The sequence below is a fragment of the Streptomyces sp. S.PB5 genome, assembly GCF_030403745.1.
Lineage (GTDB): Bacteria > Actinomycetota > Actinomycetes > Streptomycetales > Streptomycetaceae > Streptomyces.
The window spans coordinates 45,301-69,022 of record NZ_JAQMWP010000017.1; the positions used below are offsets into that span (position 1 = coordinate 45,301).

The window sequence follows — 23,722 nt, forward strand, 5'->3', positions numbered from 1 at the left end:
CAGGGGTGGTCCGGGCCGGGGCGGGCCCGGGTGGGGCAGGGGGTCAGCTTGCGGCCCGCTCCTTGAGGCGTAGCCGCGCCAGGCGCCGCGCCGGTTTCCCGACGGGCGTGCGGGGTACGGCGTCCAGGGCTTCGGTGAGGCGGATCCGCTCGAAGTGGGCGAGGTGTTCGTTGGCCCGGGCCGCGACCGACTCGAGGACGTCGAGGGTCTGGTGGGCGCTGTCCGGGCGGTCGTCGGGGCGGAGCACGACGCCCGCCCAGACCAGGGCTCCGTGCTCGCGGTCGGGCCAGCCGGCGACCACGCACTCGGCGACGCGCGGGTCGGCGCCGAGGATCTGTTCGACGCGGCTGGGCGAGACGATCTCGTTGTCGTACTTGAAGATGTCGTCGAGCCGGTCCACCAGCCACAGGGCGCCGTCGTCGTCGACGTATCCGACGTCACCGGTGGAGAACCAGCCGTCCACGTCGATGCGTGCGCAGCTGTCCTCGCCGAGGTAACCGGCCATCAGCTGGGGGCCCTTGACCTGGACCTCGCCGGTGGACCAGACGTCGACGGTCCGGCGGGTGGTGACGTCGACGAGCCGGCACGCGGTGCCGGGCACCGGGAGGCCGACCGCGCCGGGACGGTCGAGGCCGGGGGCCTGGCAGTGGGTGAGCGGGGAGAGTTCGGCCATGCCGTAGCCCTGGATGACGGGGACGCCGAGCAGGCCGCGCAGGGTGCGGGCGGCCTCCCGGCCCAGGCCCGAGCCGCCGGACAGCACGGCCGTGAGCCGGGGTCCGCCCCGTGCCTCGCGCGGGGTCCCGGCGAGGCGTTCGTCCGCGGCGAGGCGGTGCAGGCGTGCGGGCAGCCCGTAGTAGTGGGTGGCGCCGACGCCGGCGGCCACGGCCAGGGAGACGAGCGGGTCGGGGTCCTTGCACAGCACCTGGCAGGCGCCCGCGTACAGCGCCGAGTTGAGGTGCATGACGTGGTACAGCGGCAGATGGTTGACGGTGACCGAGTCCCGGCCCAGCCGGTGTGCCTGCGCGGTCTGCCAGGCGTTGGCGACCACGTTGCGGTGGGTGAGCAGCACGCCCTTGGGCGGTCCGGTGGTGCCGGTGGTGAACTGCACGCAGGCGACCGAGTCCCGGTCGGGGTCGACCCGGCGTGGGGTGGCCGAAGCCGTCTCCAGGACGGTCTCCAGCGGCACACAGCCGGGCGGCACCGCCATCTCGGGGCCGTCGGTCACGACGATGCTGCGCAGGGCGGGCAGCGTGTCCTGCATCTTGGCCAGCAGCTGGGCGGTCGCCGAGGGCACCAGCGCGATCTCGGCCCCGGACGCGGCGAAGACATGCCGCAGTCCGTCGTCGCCGATCAGCGGATTGACCAGCACGACCTGCGCCCCACCGGCCATGACGCCGTAGTAGGCGGCGGCGAAGACCGGGTCGAGGACGTTCGCGACGCCGACCCGCACATCCGTGCGTCCGGCGGTCTCCTGCTGGACGTAGGCGGCGATCCGGTCGGCCCTGGCGGCCAGTTCGCGGAAGGAGAGGGCCGTGTCCGCGGTGCGCACGGCGATGCCGTGCGGGTCGCGTTCGGCCGCCGTCCGCAGCAGTCCGTGCACGGGGAGGTCGGGGTACGTGAAGTCCGGCACGGCTCGTTCTCCTCCGGGGGCTCGGTGGGGCGGCGCGTGCACCGCTCGGCGTCTCTCACGTTCTGCCGGGCCGCTTGAGGAATGTTCGAAGGGTGCTCGATCTGTGCTGCGCAGAGTGGGGCGCACATCACGGAACGGAGGGCCGGTCCCATGACCACCGACATGCTCACCCCCGCCGAACTCCCCACCGACGCGAAGGAGTTCGGCGACCTGTACGCACAGGTGCAGCAGTACTACTCGCACCAGATGCAGCTCTTCGACGAGCACGACGCCGAGCGCTGGGCGGCCACCTTCACCGAGGACGCCGTCTTCGACGTCCCCACCCTCGACGAACCGGTGCGCGGCCGCGCCGCCCTGGCGGCGAACGTGCTGCGCAACAAGGCCCAGCAGGAGCGCAGCGGCGAGCAGTTGCGGCACTGGATCGGCATGCTCGACATCCGGGCACAGCAGGACGAGGAGCTGCGCACCCGCTGCTACGCGCTGGTGTACGCCACTCCGCTCGGCGGTTCCTCACGGGTGCTGCGGGTGTGCGTGATGGAGGACGTACTGGTCCGGGTGCGCGGCAGGCTGCGCACCCGCTACCGCCTCGTGACCCGCGACGACCTGGCGTGACCGGGAGGTTCCTGATGACGAGTCACGCCCCGCGACAGGCCTCGGCCGGCACCGGCCCGGCCGACCCGTACACGCAGGTGCAGCAGTTCTACGCCCGGCAGGTCGCCTTCCTGGACGACCTGCGGGCCGAGGAGTTCGCCGCGACGTTCACCGAGGACGGGGTCTTCGCACCGGCTCCGGGCGCGCCCCCGGCGCGGGGCCGGACGGCGATCGCGGCGGCGCTGCGGGCCGCCCACGAGCGGAGGTTCGGCACCGAGCAGGTGCGCCGCCGCCACTGGCACAACATGCTGCGCGTGGAGCCGGGCCCGGACGGCACCCTGCTCACGCACTACTACCTGCTGGTCGCGGTCACCCGGCCCGGGGAGCCCGCCCCGGTCCTCGGCCCGAGCGCGGTCGTCGAGGACGTCCTGGTCCACGACGACACCGGCGGCCTGCTGACCCGTGAACGCCGGGTCACACCGGACCACTTGTCGTTCTGACCGAAGGGCGGGCCGGGTCAGGCGCGGCGAGCGGGGGCCGGCGCCTCGGGCGCCGCGGGCGTGACCTCGAACAGGTCGGTACGGACGTCGACGGGGTCGATCCCGTACGCCACCTTGCGGGTGATGCGCTCGCCGATCCGGGAGCGCGTCACCACGGCGGCGGCGCGGGAGCGCAGCCGGGTGACGACGGGTCCGCCGTGGCCGAGCACCGCCTTGGCCTGGATGCGCTGCATCCGGTGCACGGACGCCGCCGCGGGCCTGCGCCGCTGCTCGTAGGGCAGCAGCCGGTCCCGGCTCGCGTCACCGGCGCGGACGGCGTCGAGCAGCACGGGATGGGCGGCGGCGGCGTCCTGGAGGGCGAGGTTGATGCCCTGGGCGCCGATGGGTCCGTGGGTATGGGCGCTGTCCCCGACGAGCATCAGCCCGTCGCGCACCCACTCCTGCGCCTGCGCGGCGAACACGTCGAGCAGCTGCAGGTCCGACAGCGCCGGCGGATGCTCGCGGAACAGTTCCGCGAACTGCGGGAGCGCGTCGGTCAGTTCACGGCGGATCGCGTCGATCCCGAGGGCGGCGACCCGGTTCCAGCTCCGGTGCGGCAGCGTCCAGCCGATGCGCAGCCGGCCGGGGTGAGTGTCATGGACGAGCAGAGCGCCGCGCTCGGTGCGATGCACCTGCACGTAGCCCGGGGCCAGCCCCGGCGCGGGCAGGGCGAACCACACCACGTCCTGGTCGAAGGCCTCGGTCCGCCCGGCGTCGATCCCGGCGAGCATCCGTGTCCGCGAGAACCGCCCGTCGGCCCCGACGACGACCCGCGCCCGTACCGTCGCCGTATGCCCGGTCCCCCGCTGCGCCACCGCCCCGGTGACGGCGTCCCCGTCCCGCAGCAGCGCGTTGAGGCGGTACCCCTCCAGCAGCGTGAACCCGGGCAGCCCCCGGCAGGCGGCGAGGAGTTCCTGCAGCAGATGCCGCTGCGGCAGCGCGAGCAGACAGTCGTACGGGGACTGAAGGCGCCGGTAGTCGATGTCGAGCACCAGCCGCTGGTCCTGCAGTACCTGGAACCCCTTGAGCGTGCAGGCTCCCCGCTCGCGGGCGGCGTCGAGGACCCCCAGGTCGCCGAGGATCCGCTGCCCGCCGGGCTGAAGGATCTCCCCGTGGAAGTCGCGTCGCAGCCCGGTGGACCGCTCCAGCAGAGCGACCTTCACTCCGGAACGCAACAGCATGAGCGCGAGCGCAAGTCCGGCGGGCCCGGCGCCGACGACACAGACATCGGCTTCCAGTTCCCCCACGCGCCCCATCTCAGGAACCGCAATCGCCTCAGGCTGCTCACTCATGCTCGCCCTCCTTGATGAATTGACGGTGCGATGACGCGCCCCCCTCGGGGGCGCGGGGCTGCTTCATGTGCGGCCGGCGCCGCGTGGGCGCGACCGGCCCCCACCGGCCCGCAAGCCGTCAACGCACCGGCTGCGGAACGCTCAGCCGCCGCACGACACGACAGGCCCGCCCCAGCAACCGGGGCAGTGCGGACCCTCGAACGAAGAAGTGATCGCCAGGCAGTGTCCGGGTGGCCACCGGCCCATCGGTCCAGTGCCGCCAGGCCGCCAGTTCGGCGGGCCGCACCAGCGGATCATCCGCACCGGCAACCGCCAGCACCGGCACCCGCAACGGCCCACCCCGCACCGGCGTACGCGCGGCGCGCCGCAGACTGTCGGCCAGCGTCAGGTCGTCCCGCAGCACCGGCATCACCGACCGGAACCAGAAATCCCCGGGCACGGTCCCCGTAGGAACGGCACCTGTGGACTCCAGCAAGTGGAGCAGCCGGTCGTCGGACTCACCGCACGCGTCCGCGAGCCGGGACGCGACATCGGGCGGCTGACACGCCCCCACCGCGAGCAGCGCCGGACCGGGCAGCCCGGCCTCGTGCAGCGCCCGGGTGAGCGTGTAGGCGACCAGCGCGCCGAGGCTGTGCCCGTAGAGCACGTACGGCTCGCAGGGCGTGTTCGGCGTCGTACGGAAGTCGTCCATCAGGTCGGCCAGCAGCGCCTCGGGTCCCGTCGCCCGGGGTTCGCGGCGTCTGCCGTCCCGGCCCGGGAGCAGGTGCGGCACGGCCCGGACGCCGCTGCCGAGGCCGGCCGGCCAGGCGTGGAAGGACGAGACTCCGGCTCCGGCGTGCGCGAAGCAGTGCAGCGGCACCGGCTGTTCGTCGGGCATCGTCCGTCCCTTTTTCTCTGGCTTTCCTCTGGCGGACTCGGCGCGTCCCGCGCCCCACGAGGCTCGCGTGGCGCTCTGGAGCCGCGCTCGGGCTCAGGCCGCGTACAGGTTGAAGGTGGAGGTGCGGCGCGGTCCGCACACCACGTCCAGGGCCGGGTCCACGGTGAGCATCGCCTGGTGCAGCCGCTGCAGCTGCGGCGAGGGCTCCACGCCCAGATCCTCGATCAGCCGCTTGCGCAGCCGGCGGTAGACGTCCAGCGCGGTGGCCTGCCGGCCGGAGCGGTAGAGCGCCACCATGGCCTGGGAGTGCAGGCCCTCGTGCTGCGGGTGACGGGCGATCAGATCGGTGAGCTCGGCGATGAGTTCGGAGTGGCGGCCGAGCCTGAGGTCGGAGTCGATACGCCGCTCGACGGTGACGAGCCGGCTCTCCTCCAGCCGCATGACCTCGATCTCCAGGATCGGGCCGACCCGTACGTCGACCAGGGCGGGCCCCTGCCACATGCCCAGCGCATCGCGGAAGAGCCCGGCCGCGGCCGCGTCCTCGCCCTCCTCGAACGCCGCCTGACCCGCCGTCACCAACTGCTCGTAGCGGTGCACGTCGACGCTCTCGGGCGGCACCTGGAGCAGATAGCCGCCGTGCCGGGTCGCGAGGACCTCCTTGGCGGTGCCGGGGGCATCGGGCCCCATGGCGGTGCCGAGGCGGCGGCGCAGCTGCAGGATGTACGTCTGCATGGTCGTCATGGCGCTCTGCGGCATGTCCGTGCCCCAGATCTCCTCCATGAGAGTGGGCACAGGCATGACCCGGCCCGGGTAGAACGCGAGCAGAGCGAGGAGTTGCCTCGGTTTGCCCGCGGTCGGAACGATCGAGATCCCGTTGACATCGGCGCTCAACGGACCCAGAACCTGTATCTCCACAGTTTCCTCCCCGTGCCGGCTGAGTGGTGGGTTCCACTCTTTGGCTCAAAGCCGTCGGCCGTGCAGCACGCTAGCCCCGTTCGCGTGGCGCGCCTCGGAATCTCCACCCGCGTTCAAGCGGCCTTCCACACGCGGCCTTTCCACCTGGGACCGACCCGCTCAAGAACGCTTGTACGAACCCTGGAGGGGGGCTCGCGCGAGCGGCCGCCGCCCGCTTCGGGTGGCTATCGTCCGAAGAGCCGGCCGTCCCGTCCCGCGGCCGTACCTGGCCGAACCGGAACGGACACCGCCACGGCACCTGGCTGCTCCACACCCACCAGCGACGGAGTCATCCATGCAACAGCGCCACCTCGCGCCCGCCCGCGCCACGGCCCGCCGCCGGCTGCCCCGGGAGGGGCATCCGGCCCTGAGCGGTCCCGGCGAGGGGCGCGGGACCGTGCGCAGGTGGGGCCGGCCGCGCGCGAGAGTGCTCACCCCTCGGCGGCCCGCGCACCCGGCGCAGCCGTGCACCGGCACAGCGGTGCCGCGATGAGCGTGGCGGGCGAGGGCGTCACGGCCGTGGCCGCACCCGGTGCCCCGCCCTCCGCCGGACCCGCCGAGGCGACGGAGTTCCGGCTGCTGGGCCCGGTGGAGATCCGGGACGGCCGGGCGGGTGCCGACATCGTGCCGCCGGGGCCGAAGCAGCGCGTCCTGCTGTCGGCGCTGGTCCTGCACGCGGGCCGGCTGCTCTCGGTGGACCAGCTCACCGAGGAGCTGTGGGGCGACAGTCCCCCGTCGAACGCGTCGAACGCGCTGCAGGCCCATGTGGCCCGGCTGCGCCGGCTGCTGCCGGAGGAGCCCGTGCCGCTGCCCGGCCACGAGTGGATCAGCACCCTGCCGACCGGCTATCTGCTGAGCCTGGGCCCGGCCACCACAGACGTCCAGCGCTTCAACCGGCTCTCCGCGCGAGGCCGGGCGGCCGTCGCCACCGATCCCGGCTACGCGGCCCAACTGCTGCGCCGCGCCCTGGCGTTGTGGCGCGGTCCGGCGCTCCAGGACAGCCGCTACGGGCCGATCTGCACGAGCGAGGCGGACCGCCTGGAGGAGACCCGGCTCACGGCGCTGGAGACCCTGTACGAGGCGAGCCTGCGCTGCGCCCAGCACGGCGAGATCACCGGCGAACTGGAGAAGCTGACCTCCGACCACCCGCTGCGGGAACGCTTCTACGACCTGCTGATGGTCGCCCTGTACCGCAGCGGCCGCCAGGCCGAGGCGCTGGGTGTCTACGAGCGGGCGCGCCGCCGGCTGGTGGAGGCCCTCGGCATCGAACCGGGTCCCGTGCTGCGCGGCCGTCTGGAGGCGATCCTCAACCACGCCCCCGATCTGTCCGCCCCCACGGGACCGGAGGTGTCCGCCGCGCCCACGACGCTCGCCGACACCCTGGAACTCGGCAGCGAGATCGCCCGGCTCCAGCAGCACATCGACGAACTGTGCCGCCGTCAGGAGGCGTTGGTCCGCCGCTTCGACGCACTGGTGGCGCGGCTGCCGGACACCGGGTAGTCGAGCGGGTTCCGTACGGTGTTCAAGCGGTTCTCCAGGCCTGTCGGCGACGCTCGGACGGTCGAGATGTGGCTCTGGGGAAGGACAGCCGATGAGACGGGTCGTGATCACCGGAATCGGAGTGGTCGCCCCGGGCGGCGTGGGCACCGAGGCGTTCTGGTCGGTACTCACCGCGGGCCGCACGGCCACCCGCGGCATCACCCTGTTCGATCCGTCCCAGTTCCGCTCGAAGATCGCCGCCGAGGTGGACTTCGACGCCGGGGCGCACGGATTCACCCCGGCGGAGGCCGAACGGCTCGACCGCGCCGCGCAGTTCGCGCTCGTCGGCACCCGCGAGGCCCTGGCCGACAGCGGGCTCGACGACCGGCTCGACCCGCTGCGCACCGGGGTCGCCCTCGGCAGCGCGCTCGGCTGCACCACCGGTCTGGACCTGGAGTACGCGGCGGTCAGCGGCAACGGCGAGCACTGGCTGGTCGACCACCACCGGGCCGTCCCCCATCTGTTCGACTACTTCGTGCCCAGCTCGCTGGCCGCCGAGGTCGCCCGCACCGCGGACGCCCAGGGCCCGGTGTCGCTGGTCTCCACGGGCTGCACCTCCGGACTGGACTCCGTGGGCCACGCCGTCGAGCTGATCCGTGAGGGCAGCGCCGACGTCATGGTCACGGGCGCCACCGAGGCACCGATCAGCCCCATCAGCCTGGCCTGCTTCGACGCGATCAAGGCCACCTCGCCCCGCAACGACGAACCGGAGACCGCCTCCCGGCCCTTCGACCGCACCCGCAACGGGTTCGTGCTCGGCGAGGGCTCGGCCGTCCTGGTCATCGAGGAACTGCAGCACGCCCGCCGCCGCGGCGCGCATGTGTACGCGGAGATCGCGGGCTTCGCCAGCCGCAGCAACGCCTACCACATGACGGGTCTGCGGACCGACGGCAAGGAGATGGCGGAGGCCGTCACCGCCGCCCTCGACGAGGCCCGGCTCGCCCCCGAGGCCGTCGACTACATCAACGCGCACGGCTCGGGGACCAAGCAGAACGACCGGCACGAGACGACCGCGTTCAAGCGCAGCCTGGGCTCGCGCGCCTATGAGGTGCCCATCAGCTCCATCAAGTCGATGATCGGTCACTCGCTCGGCGCGATCGGCTCGCTGGAGGTCGCCGCCTGCGCCCTGGCCATCGAGCACGACGTGGTGCCGCCGACGGCCAATCTGCACGAACCCGACCCCACCTGCGATCTGGACTACACCCCGCTCGTGGCCCGTGAGCAGGTCACCGACACGGTCCTGACCGTGGGCAGCGGCTTCGGCGGTTTCCAGAGCGCCATGGTCCTGACCCGCCCGCATCTGGGAGTGAGCGCATGACCGGCACGACCCTCCTCGAACGCTCCACCACCATCGTCCACGACACCCCGTCCCCGCCGCCCGCCACCAGCACCCTCCACGCCACCCCGACGGCGCCTGCCGCCGCCACCCACGCCGTGGTCACCGGTGTCGGCGTCGCCGCCCCCAACGGGCTGGGCGCCGCGGCCTGGTGGGCGGCGGTGCTGCGGGGCGAGAGCGGCATCGCTGCGCTGACCCGCTTCGACGCCTCCCGCTATCCGGCCAAGCTCGCGGGCGAGGTGCCCGGCTTCGTCGCCGAGGAGCATGTGCCGAGCCGGCTGCTGCCGCAGACCGACCAGGTGACCCGGCTGTCGCTGATGGCCGCCGAGGAGGCACTCAAGGACGCCGGGGTCGACCCGGCCGAACTGCCGGAGTACGCGGCGGGCGCGGTGACCGCGGCCTCGGCGGGCGGTTTCGAGTTCGGCCAGCGCGAGCTGCAGGCCCTGTGGAGCAAGGGCGCCCAGCATGTCAGCGCGTATCAGTCGTTCGCCTGGTTCTACGCGGTGAACAGCGGTCAGATCTCCATCCGGCACGGGCTGCGCGGCGCCAGCGGGGTGCTGGTGTCGGAGCAGGCCGGCGGTCTCGACGCCGTGGGCCAGGCCCGCCGCCAGCTGCGCAAGGGGGCCTCGCTCGTCGTGACGGGCGCGGTCGACTCCGCGCTGTGTCCGTGGGCGTGGGCCGCGCATCTGGCCGAGGGACGCATCAGCCTCGCCGACGACCCGGAGCGGGCGTTCCTGCCGTTCTCGGCGGACGCCTGCGGCTATGTCCCCGGCGAGGGCGGCGCGCTGCTGGTCCTGGAGTCCGCGGCCGCGGCCCGGGACCGCCAGGCCCGGGTGTACGGGGCGGTCGCCGGATATGCGGCCACCTTCGACCCGGCGGACGGCACCTCACGCCTGGGCGCCGCGGCCGAACTGGCCCTCGCCGACGCCGGCGTGCGGCCCGACGAGGTCGACGTCGTCTTCGCCGACGGTGCCGGGGAGCGCGCGGCCGACCGCGCGGAGGCGGCCGCGATCACCGAGCTGTTCGGTCCGTACAGCGTCCCCGTGACCGCGCCGAAGAGCATGACCGGCCGGCTCGCCGCCGGCGGTGCCTCGCTGGACCTGGCCGCCGCCCTGTTCGCGCTGCGGGACCAGGTGATCCCGCCCACCACCGGCACCCGGCACCCGGCCGACGACTGCCCTCTGGACCTGGTGACGGACGCACCGCGCTGGGACACCGAACTGCGCACCGCACTCGTGCTGGCGCGCGGCCGCGGCGGCTTCAACGCCGCCGCCGTGGTCCGCGCCTGACCGAGGACAGCACCGAGCAAGACCCCATGGAACCCCACTGAAACCCATGCAAACCCGAGGAACCCGAAGAAAGAGGGCATCCCGTGAACCGGCTCGAACTCCCTGATCTGATCGCCCTGTTGCGCGAGTGCGCCGGCGAGAACGAGGCCGTGGACCTGGACGGCGACATCCTGGACATGACGTTCGCCGAACTCGACTACGACTCGCTGGCGGTGCTGCAGACCACCGGCCGGATCGAGCGGGACTTCGACGTCCTCCTGGACGAGGAGGCGATCGACGACGCCGACACCCCGCGCGCCTATCTGGAGCTGGTCAACCGGGCGCTGTCCGAGCGCACCGCGGTCTGAGCGGGGACGTACATGTCGCCGACGCTCACGGAGGTCGCCGACGGGGTGTACGCCTTCGTGCAGCCCGACGGCGGCTGGTGTCTGAACAACGCGGGCCTGGTCGTCGGCGACGAGGGCCGGAGCGTGCTCGTCGACACCGCCGCGACCGAGTCCCGGGCGCGGCGGCTGCGCGAGGAGGTGCTGCTGCGTACGGCGGCTGCGCCGCGCACCCTGGTCAACACGCACTTCCACGGCGACCACACCTTCGGCAACCATCTGTTCCCGGAGGCCGTGGTCGTCGCGCACGAGCGGACGCGCTCCGACATGGCGGCCGCCGGACTGCATCTGACGTCGCTGTGGCCGGACGTGTGCTGGGGCGACATCGAGCTCGCGCTGCCCGAGATCACCTACCGGGACGCGCTCACCCTGCACGCGGGCGGGGTGCGGGTGGAGCTGCTGCACCTGGGGCCGGCCGCGCACACCACCAACGACACCGCGGTGTGGCTGCCCGGGCAACGGGTGCTGTTCACCGGTGATCTGGTGATGTCCGGGGTCACCCCGTTCTGTGTGATGGGCTCGGTCAGCGGTTCGCTGGCCGCTCTGGACCGTATGCGCCGGCTGGACCCGCTGGTGGTCGTCCCCGGGCACGGTCCGGTCGGCGGCCCGGAGGTGCTCGACGCCAACGAGGCGTACTTCCACTGGCTGCGGGACCTCGCCCGCCGGGGCGTCACGGCCGGGGCCAGCCCGCTGGAGCTGGCCCGCGCCACCGGCCCCGGGCCCTTCGCGGAGCTCCTCGACGCCGAGCGGCTGGTGCCGAACCTGCACCGGGCCTACGCGGAGGAGCACGGGGCGGCTCCCGGGGAGCGGCTCGACATCCCGGCCCTGTTCCGGGAGATGACGGAGTATCACGGCGCACTGCCGACCTGCCGGGCCTGACCGGGGCCCCGCACTCACCACCACGAAGCACACCCGACGAGAAGAGGCGGCGAAGGTGTCGGCTGAACAGGTCCACCGCACGGCCCACGAGGTGGAGATCGCCGCGCCCGCGACGGTCGTCCACGGACTGATCTCAAACGCGGTGCACTGGCCGCTGTTCTTCCCGCCGAACGTGCACGTGGAGCAGCTGGAGTCGGACGGCACGCAGGAGCGGCTGCGGATGTGGGCGACCGCCAACGGCACGGTGAAGTCCTGGACGTCGCGCCGGCGCCTGGACGCCGCCGCCCGGCGTGTCGACTTCCGCCAGGAGGTGTCGGCCGCCCCGCTCACCGGGATGGGCGGCAGCTGGATCGTCGAGGAGCGCGGCGCGAGCTCGTGCCGGCTGGTCCTGCTGCACGACTTCACGGTGGGCGGGGACCGCCCCGAGGACGTCGCGTGGGTGGAGCGGGCGACGGACACCAACAGCCGTGCGGAGCTGGGCCGGGTGAAGAACCTGGCGGAGCGGTGGACGCGCCTGGACGACCTGGTGCTCTCCTTCGAGGACAGCGTGCGGGTCCAGGGCCCGCCCGAGCCGGTGTACGACTTCCTCCACCGGGTCGCCGACTGGCCCGAGCTGGTACCGCACGTCGACCGCCTCGACGTCACCGAGGACTCCCCCGGGGTGCAGGTCATGTCGATGGACACCCGTACCGCCGACGGCTCGGTGCACACCACCGAGTCCATCCGCGTCTGCTTCCCCGAGGCCCTGCGCATCGTCTACAAGCAGACGGCCACCCCGGCCCTGATGGACGCCCACACCGGCGCCTGGTCCGTCGTGTCCGACGGGACGGGTGCGACCGTCACCTCCCGGCACAGCGTGGTCCTGCGCGAGGAGGCGATCGTGCCGGTCCTCGGCGAGGGCGCCACCGTCGAGCAGGCCCGCCGCTACGTCCGTGAGGCGCTGGGCCGCAACTCCACGGCCACGCTCCATCTCGCCAGGCAGCACGCGGAGTCGGCGCTCGCGCCCTGGTGACCGGCGGGGGCCGGGGAGGAGGTGCCCCCGCCGGTTCGCTTCCGCTAGGCCAGCACCTTCGCCGGCTCGGGCAGGGTGAGCAGTCGTGGCGCGGCGCGTCCCCAGGGGAAGCCGTGGTGCAGTTCCAGCGCGGGCGGCGCCTCCGGACCGGCCAGCACGGCCACGGCGACCAGCACATCGGGCACCGGTTCCAGCTCCACGAAGCGCCACCACTGCTCGTGGTCGTTCTCGGGCGGCCGGAAACCGGTCACGCCCCGGTCCTCGGCGAGGTCGAAGGAGAAGGCGTCGAAGGGCAGTCCGAGGCCGAGTCCGCGTGCCTTGGAGTACGCCTCCTTCAGCGTCCACAGCCGCAGCACCCGCCGGTCCCGGGGCCGGCCCGGCGCGGCCTCGGCCACCCAGTCGCGCTCCACCTCGGCGAAGGTCTCCACGATGGTGTCGAAGCCCTGGTCACCGCGGTCGAGCCGTTCCACGTCCACACCGATCCGGTGCCGGCGCACCACACCGAGCAGGTTGTGGCCCTGGGCGTGGGAGAGGTTGAAGTCCAGCTCCCGCCCGCCGCGCGGCAGTCCTTCCGGCGGTTTCTGCAGGAACGGCCGCCCGCGCGAGGAGCGCCAGATGACCGCCTCGGCCTCCGGTACCCCGCTCTCCAGGGCCAGCACCCGCCGTACGAGGGCGTGGGCGACGAGGTACTGCCGCCGGTCGCGTTCGAAGAGGAAGCGGCCCGCGATCTCCTGTTCGTGCTCGTCCAGCCAGTGCGCGGCCAGGGTGGCGGCGATTCCGGGGGCGAGTTCGTCGTTGGGGCAGAACCACAGCTTCACCGCGTCGTCCCGCATCCGGGTCGCCGTGGGCCGCGGCGCCAGAACCGCATTGTTCATCCGGCACGCTCCCCCACCGTGTCCAGCCAGAGCGTCCGCCGCAGCAGGGCGGACGGCGGGGGTACGACGTCGGCCGTGGCGGGCCGGTTCTCCAGCGCGGCCCAGTCGACGTCGACGCCGTTCAGCCACAGCCGGGTGAGCTGTTCGAGCCGTCCGCTGCGCCACAGCGCGGCCACGTAGTCGCGGGTCTCTGCTGCCTCGCCCAGCGCGAGCGGGTCGGCGCCGCCGTCCCGCAGATCGGCGTGCCGCACCTCCGCGTCCCCGGTCCGGGTCTCGGTGAACCTCCGCAGTCCGGCGACGAGTTGGGGCATGTCCTCGGCGAGGAGCGCGATCCGGCAGGGCAGGGCGGCCCGCCCGACGCGCAGTTCCCGCGCCACGTCGGCGAGCAGCGCTCCGCGCTCCCCGTCCGCGGTCTTCTCCAGCCAGTCGGCCAGCCTGGCGGCGGTGGCGGCGAGATGGGCGGGGCTGGGCGCGGAGAGCAGAACGAGTTCGTGTCCGCCGTCGCCGTCCGCCCGCGGCGTGCGCCGCACCGGCGGAAACTCCTCGACGACCGCGCGAGCGACGAGACCTCCCCCGCTCTCCACCACGACCGTGGCGCGCCGGGGCAGTTCCCTCCCCTGCGCGTCGCACTCCCGCCGCCACGGCACGGCTTCTTCGCCGTCCTGCACCGGAGTGACGACACCGTGCGCCACCTGCAGCACGGCGGCGGTGATCCCCGCGATCCCCAGGGCCGCCCCGGCCTGCCCGACCCATCGCTCGACGACGTCCCGCGTCAGCGTCCGCCCGGTGCCGTCGGAGGCGCGAGGCTCGTCGCCCTGCCGCCGGCCGCCGGCCGCGTCGAGTGCCGCCCGCTGCGGGACCTGCTGCGCGTCACCGGCCGCCCGGGGCGGGCCGTCCTGCCGGGGGCCGGTATCGCCGGCCGCCAGGGTCCCGTCGCCCCGGCGCCGGCCGTCCGCCGCGGCCGCCGCGGCCGCCGTGGCCGCCGTGGCCGCCGCCACCGGCGCGGGGTTCCCCGGCCGGAATCCGCTCGCCGTGCCCCGTACGACGGCGTGCACCCGGTCCCCGTCGGCAAGTGCGCGGTCGAGTCGTTTGAGCACCACCGCCCCCACTCCTTCCCCGGCGCCGTCACCGGCCCGTGAGGGGTGCAGCAGCAGTTCGACGCCGCCGGCGACGGCTGCCGCGCACTCGCCCCGGGCCAGGGATGCGACGGCGAGGTGGAGGGCGGTCAGCGCGGAGCAGTCGCCGGTGTCGACGGCCTGGCCGGGACCGGTGAGACCGAGCGGTGCGGCGAGCCTGCCGGGCAGTTGGCCATGGCCGCTGCCGGGCATCCCGGTGCGTCCCTTGCCCCATGACCCGGCGGCCAGCAGTGCGTAGTCCGCGGAGCTCACTCCGACGAAGACGCCGACCGCGCGCGGGGTGCCGTCGGGGCCGGTCAGGGCGTCCAGCCGGGATCCGGTGCAGCCGGCGTCCTCCAGTGCCGCCCAGGCGGTCTCCAGGAAGAGCCGTTCCTGAGGGTCCATCAGGGCGGCTTCAGCGGGTGTGAGTCCGAAGAAGTCGGGGTCGAACTCCGCTATGCCGTCCAGGAGACGACCGCGCTGCCCGGGCCTGAGCGCGGTTCCGCCGGGCCGGGTGACGGGCGCACCGCGGGAGGTGTCGCGGCCCTCGCGCAGGTTCTCCCAGAAGGCGTGCGGGTCGTCGGCCATGGCATAGCGCCCGGCCAGGCCGACGACCGCGTATTTCCCGTCCGCTGCCGGGATGTCCTCCACCGGCAGCGGAACGGTGTCCGTGCGGGACGCCTGCTCCGGGACCGGCACCGGTCCCGGTGGGGCCTCGGCCTGCTCGGTGAGCAGCCGCGCGGCCTCCTCACGCCCGAGCGTCCCCGCCTTGAAGCGCGTGAGAATCTCGCGTTCGTCCATGTCGTCCAGGTCCCCCGTTCAGGAGCGCGGGGGCAGCAGCCCGACTGCCTCGTCCACCGAGATCCGCTCGTCGCGCACCGCGTCGAGGAGCGCGTCGAGGCCCATCACCCGGGCGGGCGGCGCCGTGTCGGCGGCCGGCACGGGTGCCGTGGGGGCGGGTCCCGGCGCGCTCGCCATGGTCACGGAGGCGACGTAGGCGGCCATCGCGGCCAGGCTCGGATGGTCGTAGAGGGTGACGGCGCGCTCCCGCAGCCCGTAGATCTGATTGGTCGTGGCCACGAACTCCGCCCCCAGGATGGAGTCCACGCCCAGCACGTTGAAGGGGGCCGTGGTGTCGATGTCCCAGGGGTCGCAGCACAGGATGCGGGCGAGTTCCTCGCGCAGCACGTCCAGCACCGAGCCTCCGGAGATCGCGGGGGCCTGCGCCGGGACGTGACCCGGTTGGCGCTCCGCCGCGCGAGGGGCCGGCCTGTCGAGGGGGGCGGCTCCCGGTGTCCCCCGTTCACGCGCCACATGCCGGGCGAGCTCGAAGGGGGTGGGGTGGTCGAAGAGGGCGTCGGGCTTGACCGCCGTGCCGTAGCGGGCGTTGACGGTGGCGACGTACTCGACGGTCAGCAGCGAGTCGAGCCCCAGTGACCGGAACGTCTGCTCCGCGTCGATCTTCTCCGGCTTGAGGCGCAGCACGGTGGCGAGCATGTCCACGAGCTCGGTCATGAGGTCGGCGGTCGCCGAGTTCGGGGAGGGCTGGCTGTCTTGGGGCATGGCTTGACTCCAGGGATCCGTCCGGCCGGCCGACTACGGAAGTATCGAAGGTGTGCAGGGGTCCGGACCATCGCCGGACGGAGTGAACTGCGGAGCTGCGGCTGGTCCACAAGAGGGACCCGGCGGCTCAGACCGCACCGGCGAAGCCGGTCGTCAGGGCCGAGGCGCGCACGTCGTAACGTCCGGTGTGCCCGGCCGGCACCAGGGCCGTCAGCAGCGAGTCCCACAGCGCGCCCACTCTGCGCCGGAGTTCGGGGTAGGGCATACCGGTACCGGAGAGCACTCCGATCCCGCACACCGCCGCGGACAGCAGGGTCTCCGGCCCGTCCGCCGAGGTGTGCTCGCGCAGTGCCCCGGCCTCGCGGGCCCGGTCGATGAGCCGCAGCACCTCCACGATCCACGCCTGGTGGAAGTCGGTGACGGGCGGCTGACGTCCGACGCATTCGTTGGTGATCCGGAAGCTCGCACGGATCACCGGGTCCTCGTGGAGCGCCCAGGCCAGCCAGTGCGTCATGTCGATGAGCGCCTGCACCGGAGGCACGCCCGCCGCCCACTGGCGGCGCACGAAGTCCCTCAGCACGGTGTGCGCCTGCTCCTGCACGGCGTCGGCCAGCCCGTCCTTGGAGGCGAAGTGGAAGTACAGCGCCCCCTTGGTCAGCCCGGCCGCCGCGGCGATCTGTCCCAGCGTCGCGCTGGCATAGCCGCTGCGGTTGAACATCTGTGCCCCCGCGCGGACCAGCCTGCGTCGCGTCCTTTCCGACCTGGCCTGCATGGCCGCTCCTCCCCCTGACGTACGGCGCGTCGTGACCGGGAACGCCCCCGCCACGAGCTGACGACGATTCAGCCGACGCGGCTGAGACGCTCGTTGCCTCCCCCGCTGGTGGCGACCGACGTCGGTTCGGGGCCGGCCATCAGGATCGACCGCTGCATCCGGCGCAGCCCGGCGGAGGGTTCCAGGCCCAGTTCACGGACGAGGGCGGTGCGCAGCCGCTGGTAGACGTCGAGGGCCTCGCTGCGCCGGCCGGAGCGGTGCAGCGCCAGCATGAACTGGCCGTGCAGGTTCTCGTGGGTGCGGTAGCGGGTGACCAGGACGGTGAGCTCGCCCAGCAGTTCGCGGTGGCGCCCCAGCCGCAGGTCGGCCTCGATGCGCTGGTCGAGCGCGCACAGCCGGGTCTCCTCCAGCCGCTTGGTCTCCATCTCCAGCTGCACGCCGGTCTGTACGTCGGCGAGGGCGGAGCCGGTCCACAGCCCGAGCGCGTCCCGCAGCTGGCGGGCCGCGCCCGCGAAGTCCCCGGCGTCCATGGCCCGGTAGCCGGTGCCGGCCAGCCGCTCGAACTCGCGGACGTCACTGGCGCCGCCCGAGGTGTTGAGCAGATAGCCGCCCGGTGAGGTGACGAGCACGTCCTTGGCCGTGCGCGCCGGGGCGTCCTCGGGGTCGCGCTCGATGGCCGCGGAGATGAGCTCGCGCAGCTGCAGTACGTACGTCTGGAGCGTGGTGCGCGCACTGCGCGGGGGCCGCTCGCCCCAGAGTTCCTCGATCAGCGTGGCGACCGGCACCACCTGATCGGCGTGCAGGGCGAGCAGCGCCAGAACCTGGCGGGGCTTCGGTGCCGTCGGGGTCACCGAGACCCCGTTCTCCCTGACGTCCAACGCGCCCAGGACTGCGATGTCCATGCCGTCTCCCCTATCCGTGCATGAGTTGAGTTCGTGAGTCGCCTGACGTCTGGTCCTGACGAAGCCGTTTCCGGCATGAACCCAGTTAAAAACAGGGCGGATGGTTTGTCAATACCAAACCGTCCATGCTGTTTTTTATGATCAGCAGCCACTCAAGTGGGGCTCTATGACCGCTTTAGTCCGCCCATCGCCGCACAACGAAGATCCCAAAGGAGACCCAGGGCTTCCGTGGCACTGTTAAAACGGAAACAAAACAAGACCGTATGGTCTGTTTACTGGGTGTTCGGATCGCGCCCGGTCACGTCCGCGTTCACGGACGCCCGCGTGTTCCGCTCGGTCAGCCGGGGCAGCAACAGGTCCCAGAAGCCCGTGACCTTCTCCTCGGACAGCCACGCCTTGTCCTCGCCACCGAGCACCTCGAACCCGACGGTGGCGGCGACGACGGCCGTCGCGGCGTCGTCCGCCGAGACCCCCTCGGTGAGCCAGCCGCCCTCGTCGGCCCGCAGCAGCGCCTCCTCGACCCAGCGCTGCCATTCCCGCCGGATGGTCGGCCCCTCGGCGCGGCCGGGCTCGTCGGCCAGTTCGAATCCCGCCCGGACGACGGCGTCGTCGGCGATCCGGCTCATCAACCGGTAGGTGGAGTCCACCAACGCCTGCAGCGGCTCCCCCTCGCGCGCCACGGCGTCCCGCACGATCTCCCGCACGCTCTCCAGCGCTTCCGCCTCTATGGCCTGCATCAGGGCCTGCTTGCTCTCGAAGTGGAAGTGCAACGCCCCGTTGCTCACCCCGGCCCGTCGGCTGATCGTCGTGAGCGAGGCGCGGGCGAGGCCCTCCTCAGCGAACACCTCGGCCGCGGCACGTATCAGAGCCTGGCGGGTACGCGCTGCACGCTCCTGCTTGACCATCAGTCATCTCCTGGCCCGGGTCACGGTCCTGGCGCTCCAGGGCGGAAGCGCTTCACCTGTCCCGTCGTTCGTCGTTCACTGGTCGTTCGTCATGCGCTACTGCGGTGGGTTGCCGTGCTTACGGGCCGGCAGGTCGGCGTGCTTGGTCTGGAGCATCGCGAGGGACTTGACGAGGACCTCGCGGGTCTGTGCCGGGTCGATCACGTCGTCCACCAGGCCGCGTTCGGCCGCGTAGTACGGGTGCATGAGCTCGGCCTTGTACTCCTTGACCATCCGAACCCGCATCGCCTCGGGGTCCTCCGCCTCGGCGATCTGACGGCGGAAGATGACGTTGGCGGCACCCTCGGCGCCCATCACGGCGATCTCGTTCGTGGGCCACGCGTAGGTGAGGTCCGCGCCGATGGACTGGCTGTCCATGACGATGTACGCACCTCCGTACGCCTTGCGCAGGATCAGCGAGACCCGCGGCACGGTCGCGTTGCAGTACGCGTACAGCAGCTTCGCGCCGTGCCGGATGATCCCGCCGTGCTCCTGGTCGACGCCGGGCAGGAAGCCCGGCACGTCGAGCAGGGTCACGATCGGGATGTTGAAGGCGTCGCACAGCTGCACGAACCGTGCCGCCTTCTCACTGGCCTCGATGTCCAGTACCCCGGCCAGGGTCTGCGGCTGGTTGGCCACGATGCCGACGACCTGGCCGTCCAGCCTCGCCAGCGCGCAGATGATGTTGCGCGCCCAGCGCTCGTGGACCTCCAGGTACTCGCCGTCGTCGACGATCTCCTCGATGACCTTGGCCATGTCGTACGGACGAATGCCGTCAGCCGGCACCAGCTCCAGGAGGTTGTCGTTACGACGGTCCGCGGTATCGGTGGGGCGGGCCCGGGGCGGCTTCTCCCGGTTGTTCTGTGGTAACAGGGAGAGCAGATAGCGTACTTCAGCGATGCACGTGGCCTCGTCGTCGTACGCGAAGTGGCAGACGCCGGAGGTCTCGGCGTGCACGTCCGCGCCGCCCAGGCCGTTCTGCGAGATCTCCTCACCCGTGACGGCCTTGACCACGTCCGGGCCGGTGATGAACATCTGCGAGGTCTCACGGACCATGAACACGAAGTCGGTCAGGGCGGGGCTGTAGGCCGCACCGCCCGCGCACGGACCGAGCATCACCGAGATCTGCGGGATCACCCCGGACGCCTTGGTGTTGCGCTGGAAGATGCCGCCGTACCCGGCCAGCGCCGAGACACCCTCCTGGATACGCGCACCCGCACCGTCGTTCAGCGACACCAGCGGCGCACCGGCCGCGATCGCCATGTCCATGATCTTGTGGATCTTCGTGGCATGAGCCTCACCCAGCGCACCACCGAAGATCCGGAAGTCATGGGCGTACACGAAGACCGTACGGCCCTCGACCGTGCCCCAGCCGGTCACGACACCGTCGGTGTAGGGCTTCTTGGCCTCCAGGCCGAACCCGACCGCGCGATGCCGGCGCAGCTGCTCGACCTCCTGGAAGGAACCCGCGTCAAGAAGCAGCTCGATCCGCTCCCGGGCGGTCAGCTTGCCCTTGGCGTGCTGGGCCTCGGTCGCCTTCTCGCTCGGGCCGGCCAGTGCACGGGCACGCGTCGCGTGCAGCTCGGCCACGCGCCCGCGCATGCCGGTGGGCCGCGTCTCGCTCGACGCCGGGGCAGTCGTCATCGCCATGTCAGGTCCCTTCCTGGGACAAGGCCGAGGAGGTCCCACCCCTGGTCCAGAGTGGCATCTTAACAAACCGCGTAGGCGGTTTATACTTGGGAAGTGAAGAACCTACGAGGATGTACGTAGTCAGTCGAGTCAGCGCCAGCTGCCGGGAGCTGTGTAGACCTCGGACCGTCGCCACCAGCGGACACCCGAAGCCTGCAGCTCCTCGCCAGGCTCCTGTCCGGTCGCGCACAGGGCGAACAACACCATGGCGAGGGCGGCCAGTTCGACATCGTCGGGGTTGCCGCGCTCCACCCGAAGCAGTGCTTCTCCGCTCTTCATCCGACCGATTCCCCTTATGTTCTCGGGCTTTGGTCCACGGTCGGGCAGACCGCTCAAGCACCGCTTTGGGGCCGCTTGAGACCCAGGGAGCCAATCCGCCCACGCACTCCCGGCAATGGCGGAAACCTCACGCCCAACAGCAGCATCTCCACTCGGCCATCAAGTCGACCGACACGAGAAGAGCCCACATGGAGAGCCGCTTCAGGGCAGGGAGGCCGATCGGGCCCGACACATTCGGAACAAATCCGTCCACTTCTAGTCGGCCTGGAGCCCCCGCTTCCGCTAGAAATTAAACCGGGTGGTATGTATCTTCACTTGCCTGAGGGGGCTCACCCTCAGAAATCAGGCCAACGCGGCTCAGGGGGAACTATGTCTGCGAGCACGTTCCGCATAGACCGCGCAATACCCAGCGCGGGGCGCTCCGAGAACGACACTACGGCATCGACGAGGGCCACTGGCTTGCGCTACGCGTCCCTCACGACCACCGTGCCCAAGGAACTCGTCCACCGCGCCAGCGTCTCGGAAGTCATGCTCACGGACTGGGAGCGCGAAGCCGACGACCACTTCGTTCTCACCGGCCAATGGCCGCGCCGGCACGGCTTCTTCACCACGGTGGACGACTGCCACGATCCACTCATCGTTGCTGAAACGATCAGGCAGGCGGGGATCCTCCTCGCGCACGCCGAGTACGGCGTGCCCCTCGACCACCGCTTCCTCATGTGGGACCTCGCCGTCGAGGTCAAGCCGCAGCACATGCTCGTCGGCACCGCCCCGGCCTCACTGCACATCGAGATCACCTGCAAGGACGTCAAACGCCGTCGCGGCGACCTCTCCGGACTCCGCTACGAGGCGTTAATCTTCCGCAACGGGCAGCTGGCCGCCACCGGCGGCGCCCGCTTCACCTGCCTCTCACCTGCCGTCTACCAGCGCGTACGCGCTCCCCGACCGGAGTCGGGCAGCCGCAATCCGCTCCCGCTCACGGCCCCACTGGCACCACAGGACGTCGATCGCCTGTCCCCCACGGACGTGGTTCTCTCCCCCACCGGCGAACCTGACCAGTGGCAACTGCGGGTGGACACCCGCCACCCGGTGCTGTTCGACCATCCTGTCGACCACACGCCTGGCATGTTGCTGCTCGAAGCCGCTCGCCAGGCCATGGTCGCGCACCTGGGGCGCCCCTGCCTGCCCCGCAGCGTCACCGCAGAGTTCATGCGTTACAGCGAGCTGGACGCGCCGTGCCTCATCAAGGCCAACCCGGTGCCCGTACCGGGCTCCGGTCATGAGGAACGCGTCCTCATGACCGGCCACCAGGAAGGCTCTCTTGTCTTCCAGGCCCTCGTGACCGTGGCGTCGCCCATCGCGTGAGCTGCCCGCCCGGGAGCCTACTTCGGCGACGGCAGCGTACGCTCCATCGCCGAAGCCGCCGACTACAGAAACGATCCTCCGGACACATCGATGCACTGGCCCGTCACCCAGCGGGAGTCGTCCGAGGCGAGGAACGCCACGACGTCGGCGACGTCGGCGGGCCTGCCCATACGACGGAACACCGAGAACGCCGCATGGGTGGCCTCACCTTCGCGCGTGGCCCACCGCTTCTTGTTCATGTCCGTCTTCACGAACCCGGGCGCCACAGCGTTCACGGTGACCTCACGAGGGCCGAGTTCCTTGGCAAGCGCCTGGGTGAGGGCCTCCAGTGCGGCTTTGACCATGGAGTAGGCGACGGATTCGGGGAAGGCCACGCGGGTGGCCGCAGAACTGACGTTGATGATGCGGCCTCCGTCGCGCAAGCGCTTCAGTCCATGCTGGATGAGAAACAGTGGTGCCTTCGCATGAACGGCCATGAGCCGGTCGAAGTCCTGTGGCCGCACGTCGGCGACCCCTGCGGGAATGTTGAACCCCGCGTTGTTGACCAGGATGTCCAGAGCCGCGGGCTCGCCCTGTACCCACAGCCCGCGATCCAGACGTTCATACAGAGTCTGGACGTCGCCAGGCTCCCCCAGCGGGGCTCTCACCGGAAAGGCGCGCCCCCCCTCCGCGGTGATGAGTCCCACGGTTTCGCGGGCTGCGTCTTCCTGCTCTTTGTAGTGCACGGCGACGAGGGCTCCGTCCGCGGCCAGGCGACAGGCAATGCCTCGGCCGATTCCCCGCCCGCCACCTGTCACCAGCGCGATCTTCCCGGCCAGATCTCCCACGCTTCCCCCTCGTCAGCGCATACACATGTTCGACTGCCGGGTGGCAGTCTTGCGCACGCCTCACCCCGGCGGGAGCCAGTCCGACGAGTTGGCCAGAAGGCCCTTTAAAAATACCGCGCACCCGGTTTATTATGGCTGCGGCGCCATGCTCCACCTTTCAGCAGTGTGCCCGCACGTTCGGTGCGGCCCGATCCGGAGGCAGCCCCATGGCCCTACGCCACCTGCGTCTCATTGCGGTCAACATCGATGGAGTGCTACTCAACGACACGTTCAGCCCCGTGATCCACCGGTTTGTGGTCAACCACGGCGGTGTCTACACAGCCGAGCTGGAGCGTGCAGTGCTGTCACAGCCCCGACTCCAGGCCGCCGCAGCGATCGGCGTCGCGGGGTCCCCCCAGGAAGTCGTGGAAGCCTACTTCCTGGAGCGGGAGCGGTACCTCGCCGAGCATCCGGTGCGCCTCGTCGACGGCGCCGACCGACTGCTGCGGCGGCTTCGCAGCCTTGACGTACCCCTGATCTGCTACGGGGGGCTGGAGCGGCCGCACTTCGACCGCCATCTGGGTGTGTACGCCGACTACTTCGACCAGCCGCAGTACGTGTGCACCGACCGTTTCCGTCCCGGAGTACGGGAGATCGCCGAGGACGCTTTCGGACTCCGCTGCGACCAGGTGCTGTTCATCGACGACGTGGCACGCGTGGCCGAGGCGGCACGAGCCCTGGGGGCTGCGTTCATCGGGCATCCGAGCAGCTACGAGCACAGTTTCCAGGAACAGTTGATGCGTGAGGCCGGCGTACGGCACCTGGTCCGGTCCCTCGACGAGATGGACGAGACCTTGCTCTGGACCCTCGACTCCGAGGCCGCCGACGGCATGACGTGGCGGGACTCGTCCCTTGTTGCGCATGCGTGAGAGATGACCCAGAAGGCTGAATCCGACCATCAGGCCGGTTTGCGGGCCTCGGCTGACACTGCCGCCCCTGAAAAAAGTTGGCCGTTCAAGAACCTCCAAGAAGGCTCTGACCTGCTAGTTCATTCGACTTCCGCCTCCTGCCCGCCAGGTTTCCACACATGG

The 23,722-nt window shown here is 71.7% G+C and carries 23 protein-coding genes; 10 read left to right on the forward strand and 13 right to left on the reverse strand.

The genetic code is table 11. The features are described from left to right. Positions 1-43 precede the first annotated feature (43 nt). The gene (locus tag PH203_RS36260; protein ID WP_289925707.1) at positions 44-1,630 is read right to left on the reverse strand and encodes an AMP-binding protein; all 1,587 of its coding nucleotides are present in this window, start codon (positions 1,628-1,630) and stop codon (positions 44-46) included. 150 nt (positions 1,631-1,780) lie between these two features. On the opposite strand from PH203_RS36260, the gene PH203_RS36265 reads away from it, so the two are divergent. Continuing rightward, complete coding sequence (locus tag PH203_RS36265) at positions 1,781-2,242, forward strand: nuclear transport factor 2 family protein (protein WP_289925708.1); 462 nt, start codon at positions 1,781-1,783, stop codon at positions 2,240-2,242. 14 nt (positions 2,243-2,256) lie between these two features. Further along, on the forward strand, positions 2,257-2,721 hold the full coding sequence (locus PH203_RS36270; RefSeq protein WP_289925709.1) for a nuclear transport factor 2 family protein: 465 nt from the start codon (positions 2,257-2,259) through the stop codon (positions 2,719-2,721). Positions 2,722-2,738: 17 nt separating this feature from the next. On the opposite strand, the gene PH203_RS36275 is transcribed toward PH203_RS36270, so the two are convergent. The 3 genes from PH203_RS36275 to PH203_RS36285 form a co-directional block, all read right to left on the reverse strand. Then, complete coding sequence (locus tag PH203_RS36275; protein WP_289925712.1) at positions 2,739-4,052, reverse strand: FAD-dependent monooxygenase; 1,314 nt, start codon at positions 4,050-4,052, stop codon at positions 2,739-2,741. Between the two features lie 118 nt (positions 4,053-4,170). Then, positions 4,171-4,929, reverse strand: a complete 759-nt coding sequence (locus PH203_RS36280) for an alpha/beta fold hydrolase (protein WP_289925713.1) — start codon at positions 4,927-4,929, stop codon at positions 4,171-4,173. 93 nt (positions 4,930-5,022) lie between these two features. After that, complete coding sequence (locus tag PH203_RS36285) at positions 5,023-5,844, reverse strand: AfsR/SARP family transcriptional regulator (RefSeq protein WP_289925715.1); 822 nt, start codon at positions 5,842-5,844, stop codon at positions 5,023-5,025. 444 nt (positions 5,845-6,288) lie between these two features. Between PH203_RS36285 and PH203_RS36290 the strand changes: the two genes are divergently transcribed. From PH203_RS36290 to PH203_RS36315, 6 genes are all read left to right on the forward strand, one after another. Further along, on the forward strand, positions 6,289-7,383 hold the full coding sequence (locus tag PH203_RS36290) for an AfsR/SARP family transcriptional regulator (protein ID WP_289925717.1): 1,095 nt from the start codon (positions 6,289-6,291) through the stop codon (positions 7,381-7,383). A gap of 91 nt (positions 7,384-7,474) precedes the next feature. Further along, positions 7,475-8,740 (forward strand): beta-ketoacyl-[acyl-carrier-protein] synthase family protein, encoded by a 1,266-nt coding sequence (locus PH203_RS36295; RefSeq protein ID WP_289925718.1) that lies wholly within the window; start codon positions 7,475-7,477, stop codon positions 8,738-8,740. Next, the gene (locus PH203_RS36300) at positions 8,737-10,047 is read left to right on the forward strand and encodes a ketosynthase chain-length factor (RefSeq protein WP_289925720.1); all 1,311 of its coding nucleotides are present in this window, start codon (positions 8,737-8,739) and stop codon (positions 10,045-10,047) included. Before PH203_RS36295 ends, PH203_RS36300 begins: the two co-directional genes overlap by 4 nt. A gap of 83 nt (positions 10,048-10,130) precedes the next feature. Continuing rightward, positions 10,131-10,394, forward strand: a complete 264-nt coding sequence (locus PH203_RS36305) for an acyl carrier protein (RefSeq protein WP_289925722.1) — start codon at positions 10,131-10,133, stop codon at positions 10,392-10,394. Positions 10,395-10,406: 12 nt separating this feature from the next. After that, on the forward strand, positions 10,407-11,309 hold the full coding sequence (locus tag PH203_RS36310; RefSeq protein ID WP_289925723.1) for an MBL fold metallo-hydrolase: 903 nt from the start codon (positions 10,407-10,409) through the stop codon (positions 11,307-11,309). 55 nt (positions 11,310-11,364) lie between these two features. Beyond that, on the forward strand, positions 11,365-12,321 hold the full coding sequence (locus PH203_RS36315; protein WP_289925724.1) for an aromatase/cyclase: 957 nt from the start codon (positions 11,365-11,367) through the stop codon (positions 12,319-12,321). A 44-nt stretch (positions 12,322-12,365) separates the two neighbouring features. Here PH203_RS36315 and PH203_RS36320 read toward each other — a convergent pair whose 3' ends face one another. From PH203_RS36320 to PH203_RS36355, 8 genes are all read right to left on the reverse strand, one after another. Next, positions 12,366-13,196, reverse strand: coding sequence for a 4'-phosphopantetheinyl transferase superfamily protein (locus PH203_RS36320; RefSeq protein ID WP_289925725.1), 831 nt, complete (start codon positions 13,194-13,196; stop codon positions 12,366-12,368). Then, a complete protein-coding gene (locus PH203_RS36325; RefSeq protein ID WP_289925726.1) occupies positions 13,193-15,112 on the reverse strand; it encodes a beta-ketoacyl synthase N-terminal-like domain-containing protein in 1,920 nt (639 codons plus the stop codon). The genes PH203_RS36320 and PH203_RS36325 overlap by 4 nt, the downstream gene beginning before the upstream one ends. 18 nt (positions 15,113-15,130) lie before the next feature. After that, positions 15,131-15,874 (reverse strand): acyl carrier protein, encoded by a 744-nt coding sequence (locus tag PH203_RS36330; protein ID WP_289925727.1) that lies wholly within the window; start codon positions 15,872-15,874, stop codon positions 15,131-15,133. Positions 15,875-16,001: 127 nt separating this feature from the next. Then, positions 16,002-16,646, reverse strand: coding sequence for a ScbR family autoregulator-binding transcription factor (locus PH203_RS36335; protein ID WP_289925729.1), 645 nt, complete (start codon positions 16,644-16,646; stop codon positions 16,002-16,004). Positions 16,647-16,714: 68 nt separating this feature from the next. After that, entirely contained in the window at positions 16,715-17,548 is an 834-nt protein-coding gene (locus PH203_RS36340; protein WP_289925731.1) for an AfsR/SARP family transcriptional regulator, read from the reverse strand. Positions 17,549-17,820: 272 nt separating this feature from the next. Beyond that, a complete protein-coding gene (locus tag PH203_RS36345) occupies positions 17,821-18,453 on the reverse strand; it encodes a ScbR family autoregulator-binding transcription factor (protein ID WP_289925732.1) in 633 nt (210 codons plus the stop codon). 96 nt (positions 18,454-18,549) lie between these two features. Beyond that, positions 18,550-20,142: an acyl-CoA carboxylase subunit beta gene (locus PH203_RS36350; RefSeq protein WP_289925733.1), complete on the reverse strand. Its 1,593-nt coding sequence runs from the start codon at positions 20,140-20,142 to the stop codon at positions 18,550-18,552. A 129-nt stretch (positions 20,143-20,271) separates the two neighbouring features. Further along, positions 20,272-20,460, reverse strand: a complete 189-nt coding sequence (locus tag PH203_RS36355) for an acyl-CoA carboxylase subunit epsilon (RefSeq protein WP_289925735.1) — start codon at positions 20,458-20,460, stop codon at positions 20,272-20,274. 459 nt (positions 20,461-20,919) lie between these two features. Here PH203_RS36355 and PH203_RS36360 point away from each other — a divergent pair, with 459 nt between their 5' ends. After that, the gene (locus PH203_RS36360) at positions 20,920-21,825 is read left to right on the forward strand and encodes a ScbA/BarX family gamma-butyrolactone biosynthesis protein (RefSeq protein WP_289925737.1); all 906 of its coding nucleotides are present in this window, start codon (positions 20,920-20,922) and stop codon (positions 21,823-21,825) included. A gap of 62 nt (positions 21,826-21,887) precedes the next feature. Here the strand turns inward: PH203_RS36360 and PH203_RS36365 are convergent, their stop codons facing one another. Next, entirely contained in the window at positions 21,888-22,652 is a 765-nt protein-coding gene (locus PH203_RS36365) for an SDR family oxidoreductase (protein WP_289925738.1), read from the reverse strand. Between the two features lie 206 nt (positions 22,653-22,858). On the opposite strand from PH203_RS36365, the gene PH203_RS36370 reads away from it, so the two are divergent. Further along, entirely contained in the window at positions 22,859-23,560 is a 702-nt protein-coding gene (locus PH203_RS36370; RefSeq protein WP_289925739.1) for an HAD family phosphatase, read from the forward strand. Positions 23,561-23,722: the final 162 nt, after the last annotated feature.

Coding starts and splice junctions, on each gene's coding strand:
- PH203_RS36275 (WP_289925712.1), bottom strand. CDS start 4,052: ATGAGTGAGCAGCCTGAGGCGATTGCGGTTCCTGAGATGGGGCGCGTG.
- PH203_RS36340 (WP_289925731.1), bottom strand. CDS start 17,548: ATGGACATCGCAGTCCTGGGCGCGTTGGACGTCAGGGAGAACGGGGTC.
- PH203_RS36325 (WP_289925726.1), bottom strand. CDS start 15,112: ATGGACGAACGCGAGATTCTCACGCGCTTCAAGGCGGGGACGCTCGGG.
- PH203_RS36310 (WP_289925723.1), top strand. CDS start 10,407: ATGTCGCCGACGCTCACGGAGGTCGCCGACGGGGTGTACGCCTTCGTG.
- PH203_RS36355 (WP_289925735.1), bottom strand. CDS start 20,460: ATGAAGAGCGGAGAAGCACTGCTTCGGGTGGAGCGCGGCAACCCCGAC.
- PH203_RS36320 (WP_289925725.1), bottom strand. CDS start 13,196: ATGAACAATGCGGTTCTGGCGCCGCGGCCCACGGCGACCCGGATGCGG.
- PH203_RS36370 (WP_289925739.1), top strand. CDS start 22,859: ATGGCCCTACGCCACCTGCGTCTCATTGCGGTCAACATCGATGGAGTG.
- PH203_RS36265 (WP_289925708.1), top strand. CDS start 1,781: ATGACCACCGACATGCTCACCCCCGCCGAACTCCCCACCGACGCGAAG.
- PH203_RS36300 (WP_289925720.1), top strand. CDS start 8,737: ATGACCGGCACGACCCTCCTCGAACGCTCCACCACCATCGTCCACGAC.
- PH203_RS36345 (WP_289925732.1), bottom strand. CDS start 18,453: ATGGTCAAGCAGGAGCGTGCAGCGCGTACCCGCCAGGCTCTGATACGT.
- PH203_RS36270 (WP_289925709.1), top strand. CDS start 2,257: ATGACGAGTCACGCCCCGCGACAGGCCTCGGCCGGCACCGGCCCGGCC.
- PH203_RS36335 (WP_289925729.1), bottom strand. CDS start 16,646: ATGCAGGCCAGGTCGGAAAGGACGCGACGCAGGCTGGTCCGCGCGGGG.
- PH203_RS36330 (WP_289925727.1), bottom strand. CDS start 15,874: ATGCCCCAAGACAGCCAGCCCTCCCCGAACTCGGCGACCGCCGACCTC.
- PH203_RS36295 (WP_289925718.1), top strand. CDS start 7,475: ATGAGACGGGTCGTGATCACCGGAATCGGAGTGGTCGCCCCGGGCGGC.
- PH203_RS36280 (WP_289925713.1), bottom strand. CDS start 4,929: ATGCCCGACGAACAGCCGGTGCCGCTGCACTGCTTCGCGCACGCCGGA.
- PH203_RS36350 (WP_289925733.1), bottom strand. CDS start 20,142: ATGGCGATGACGACTGCCCCGGCGTCGAGCGAGACGCGGCCCACCGGC.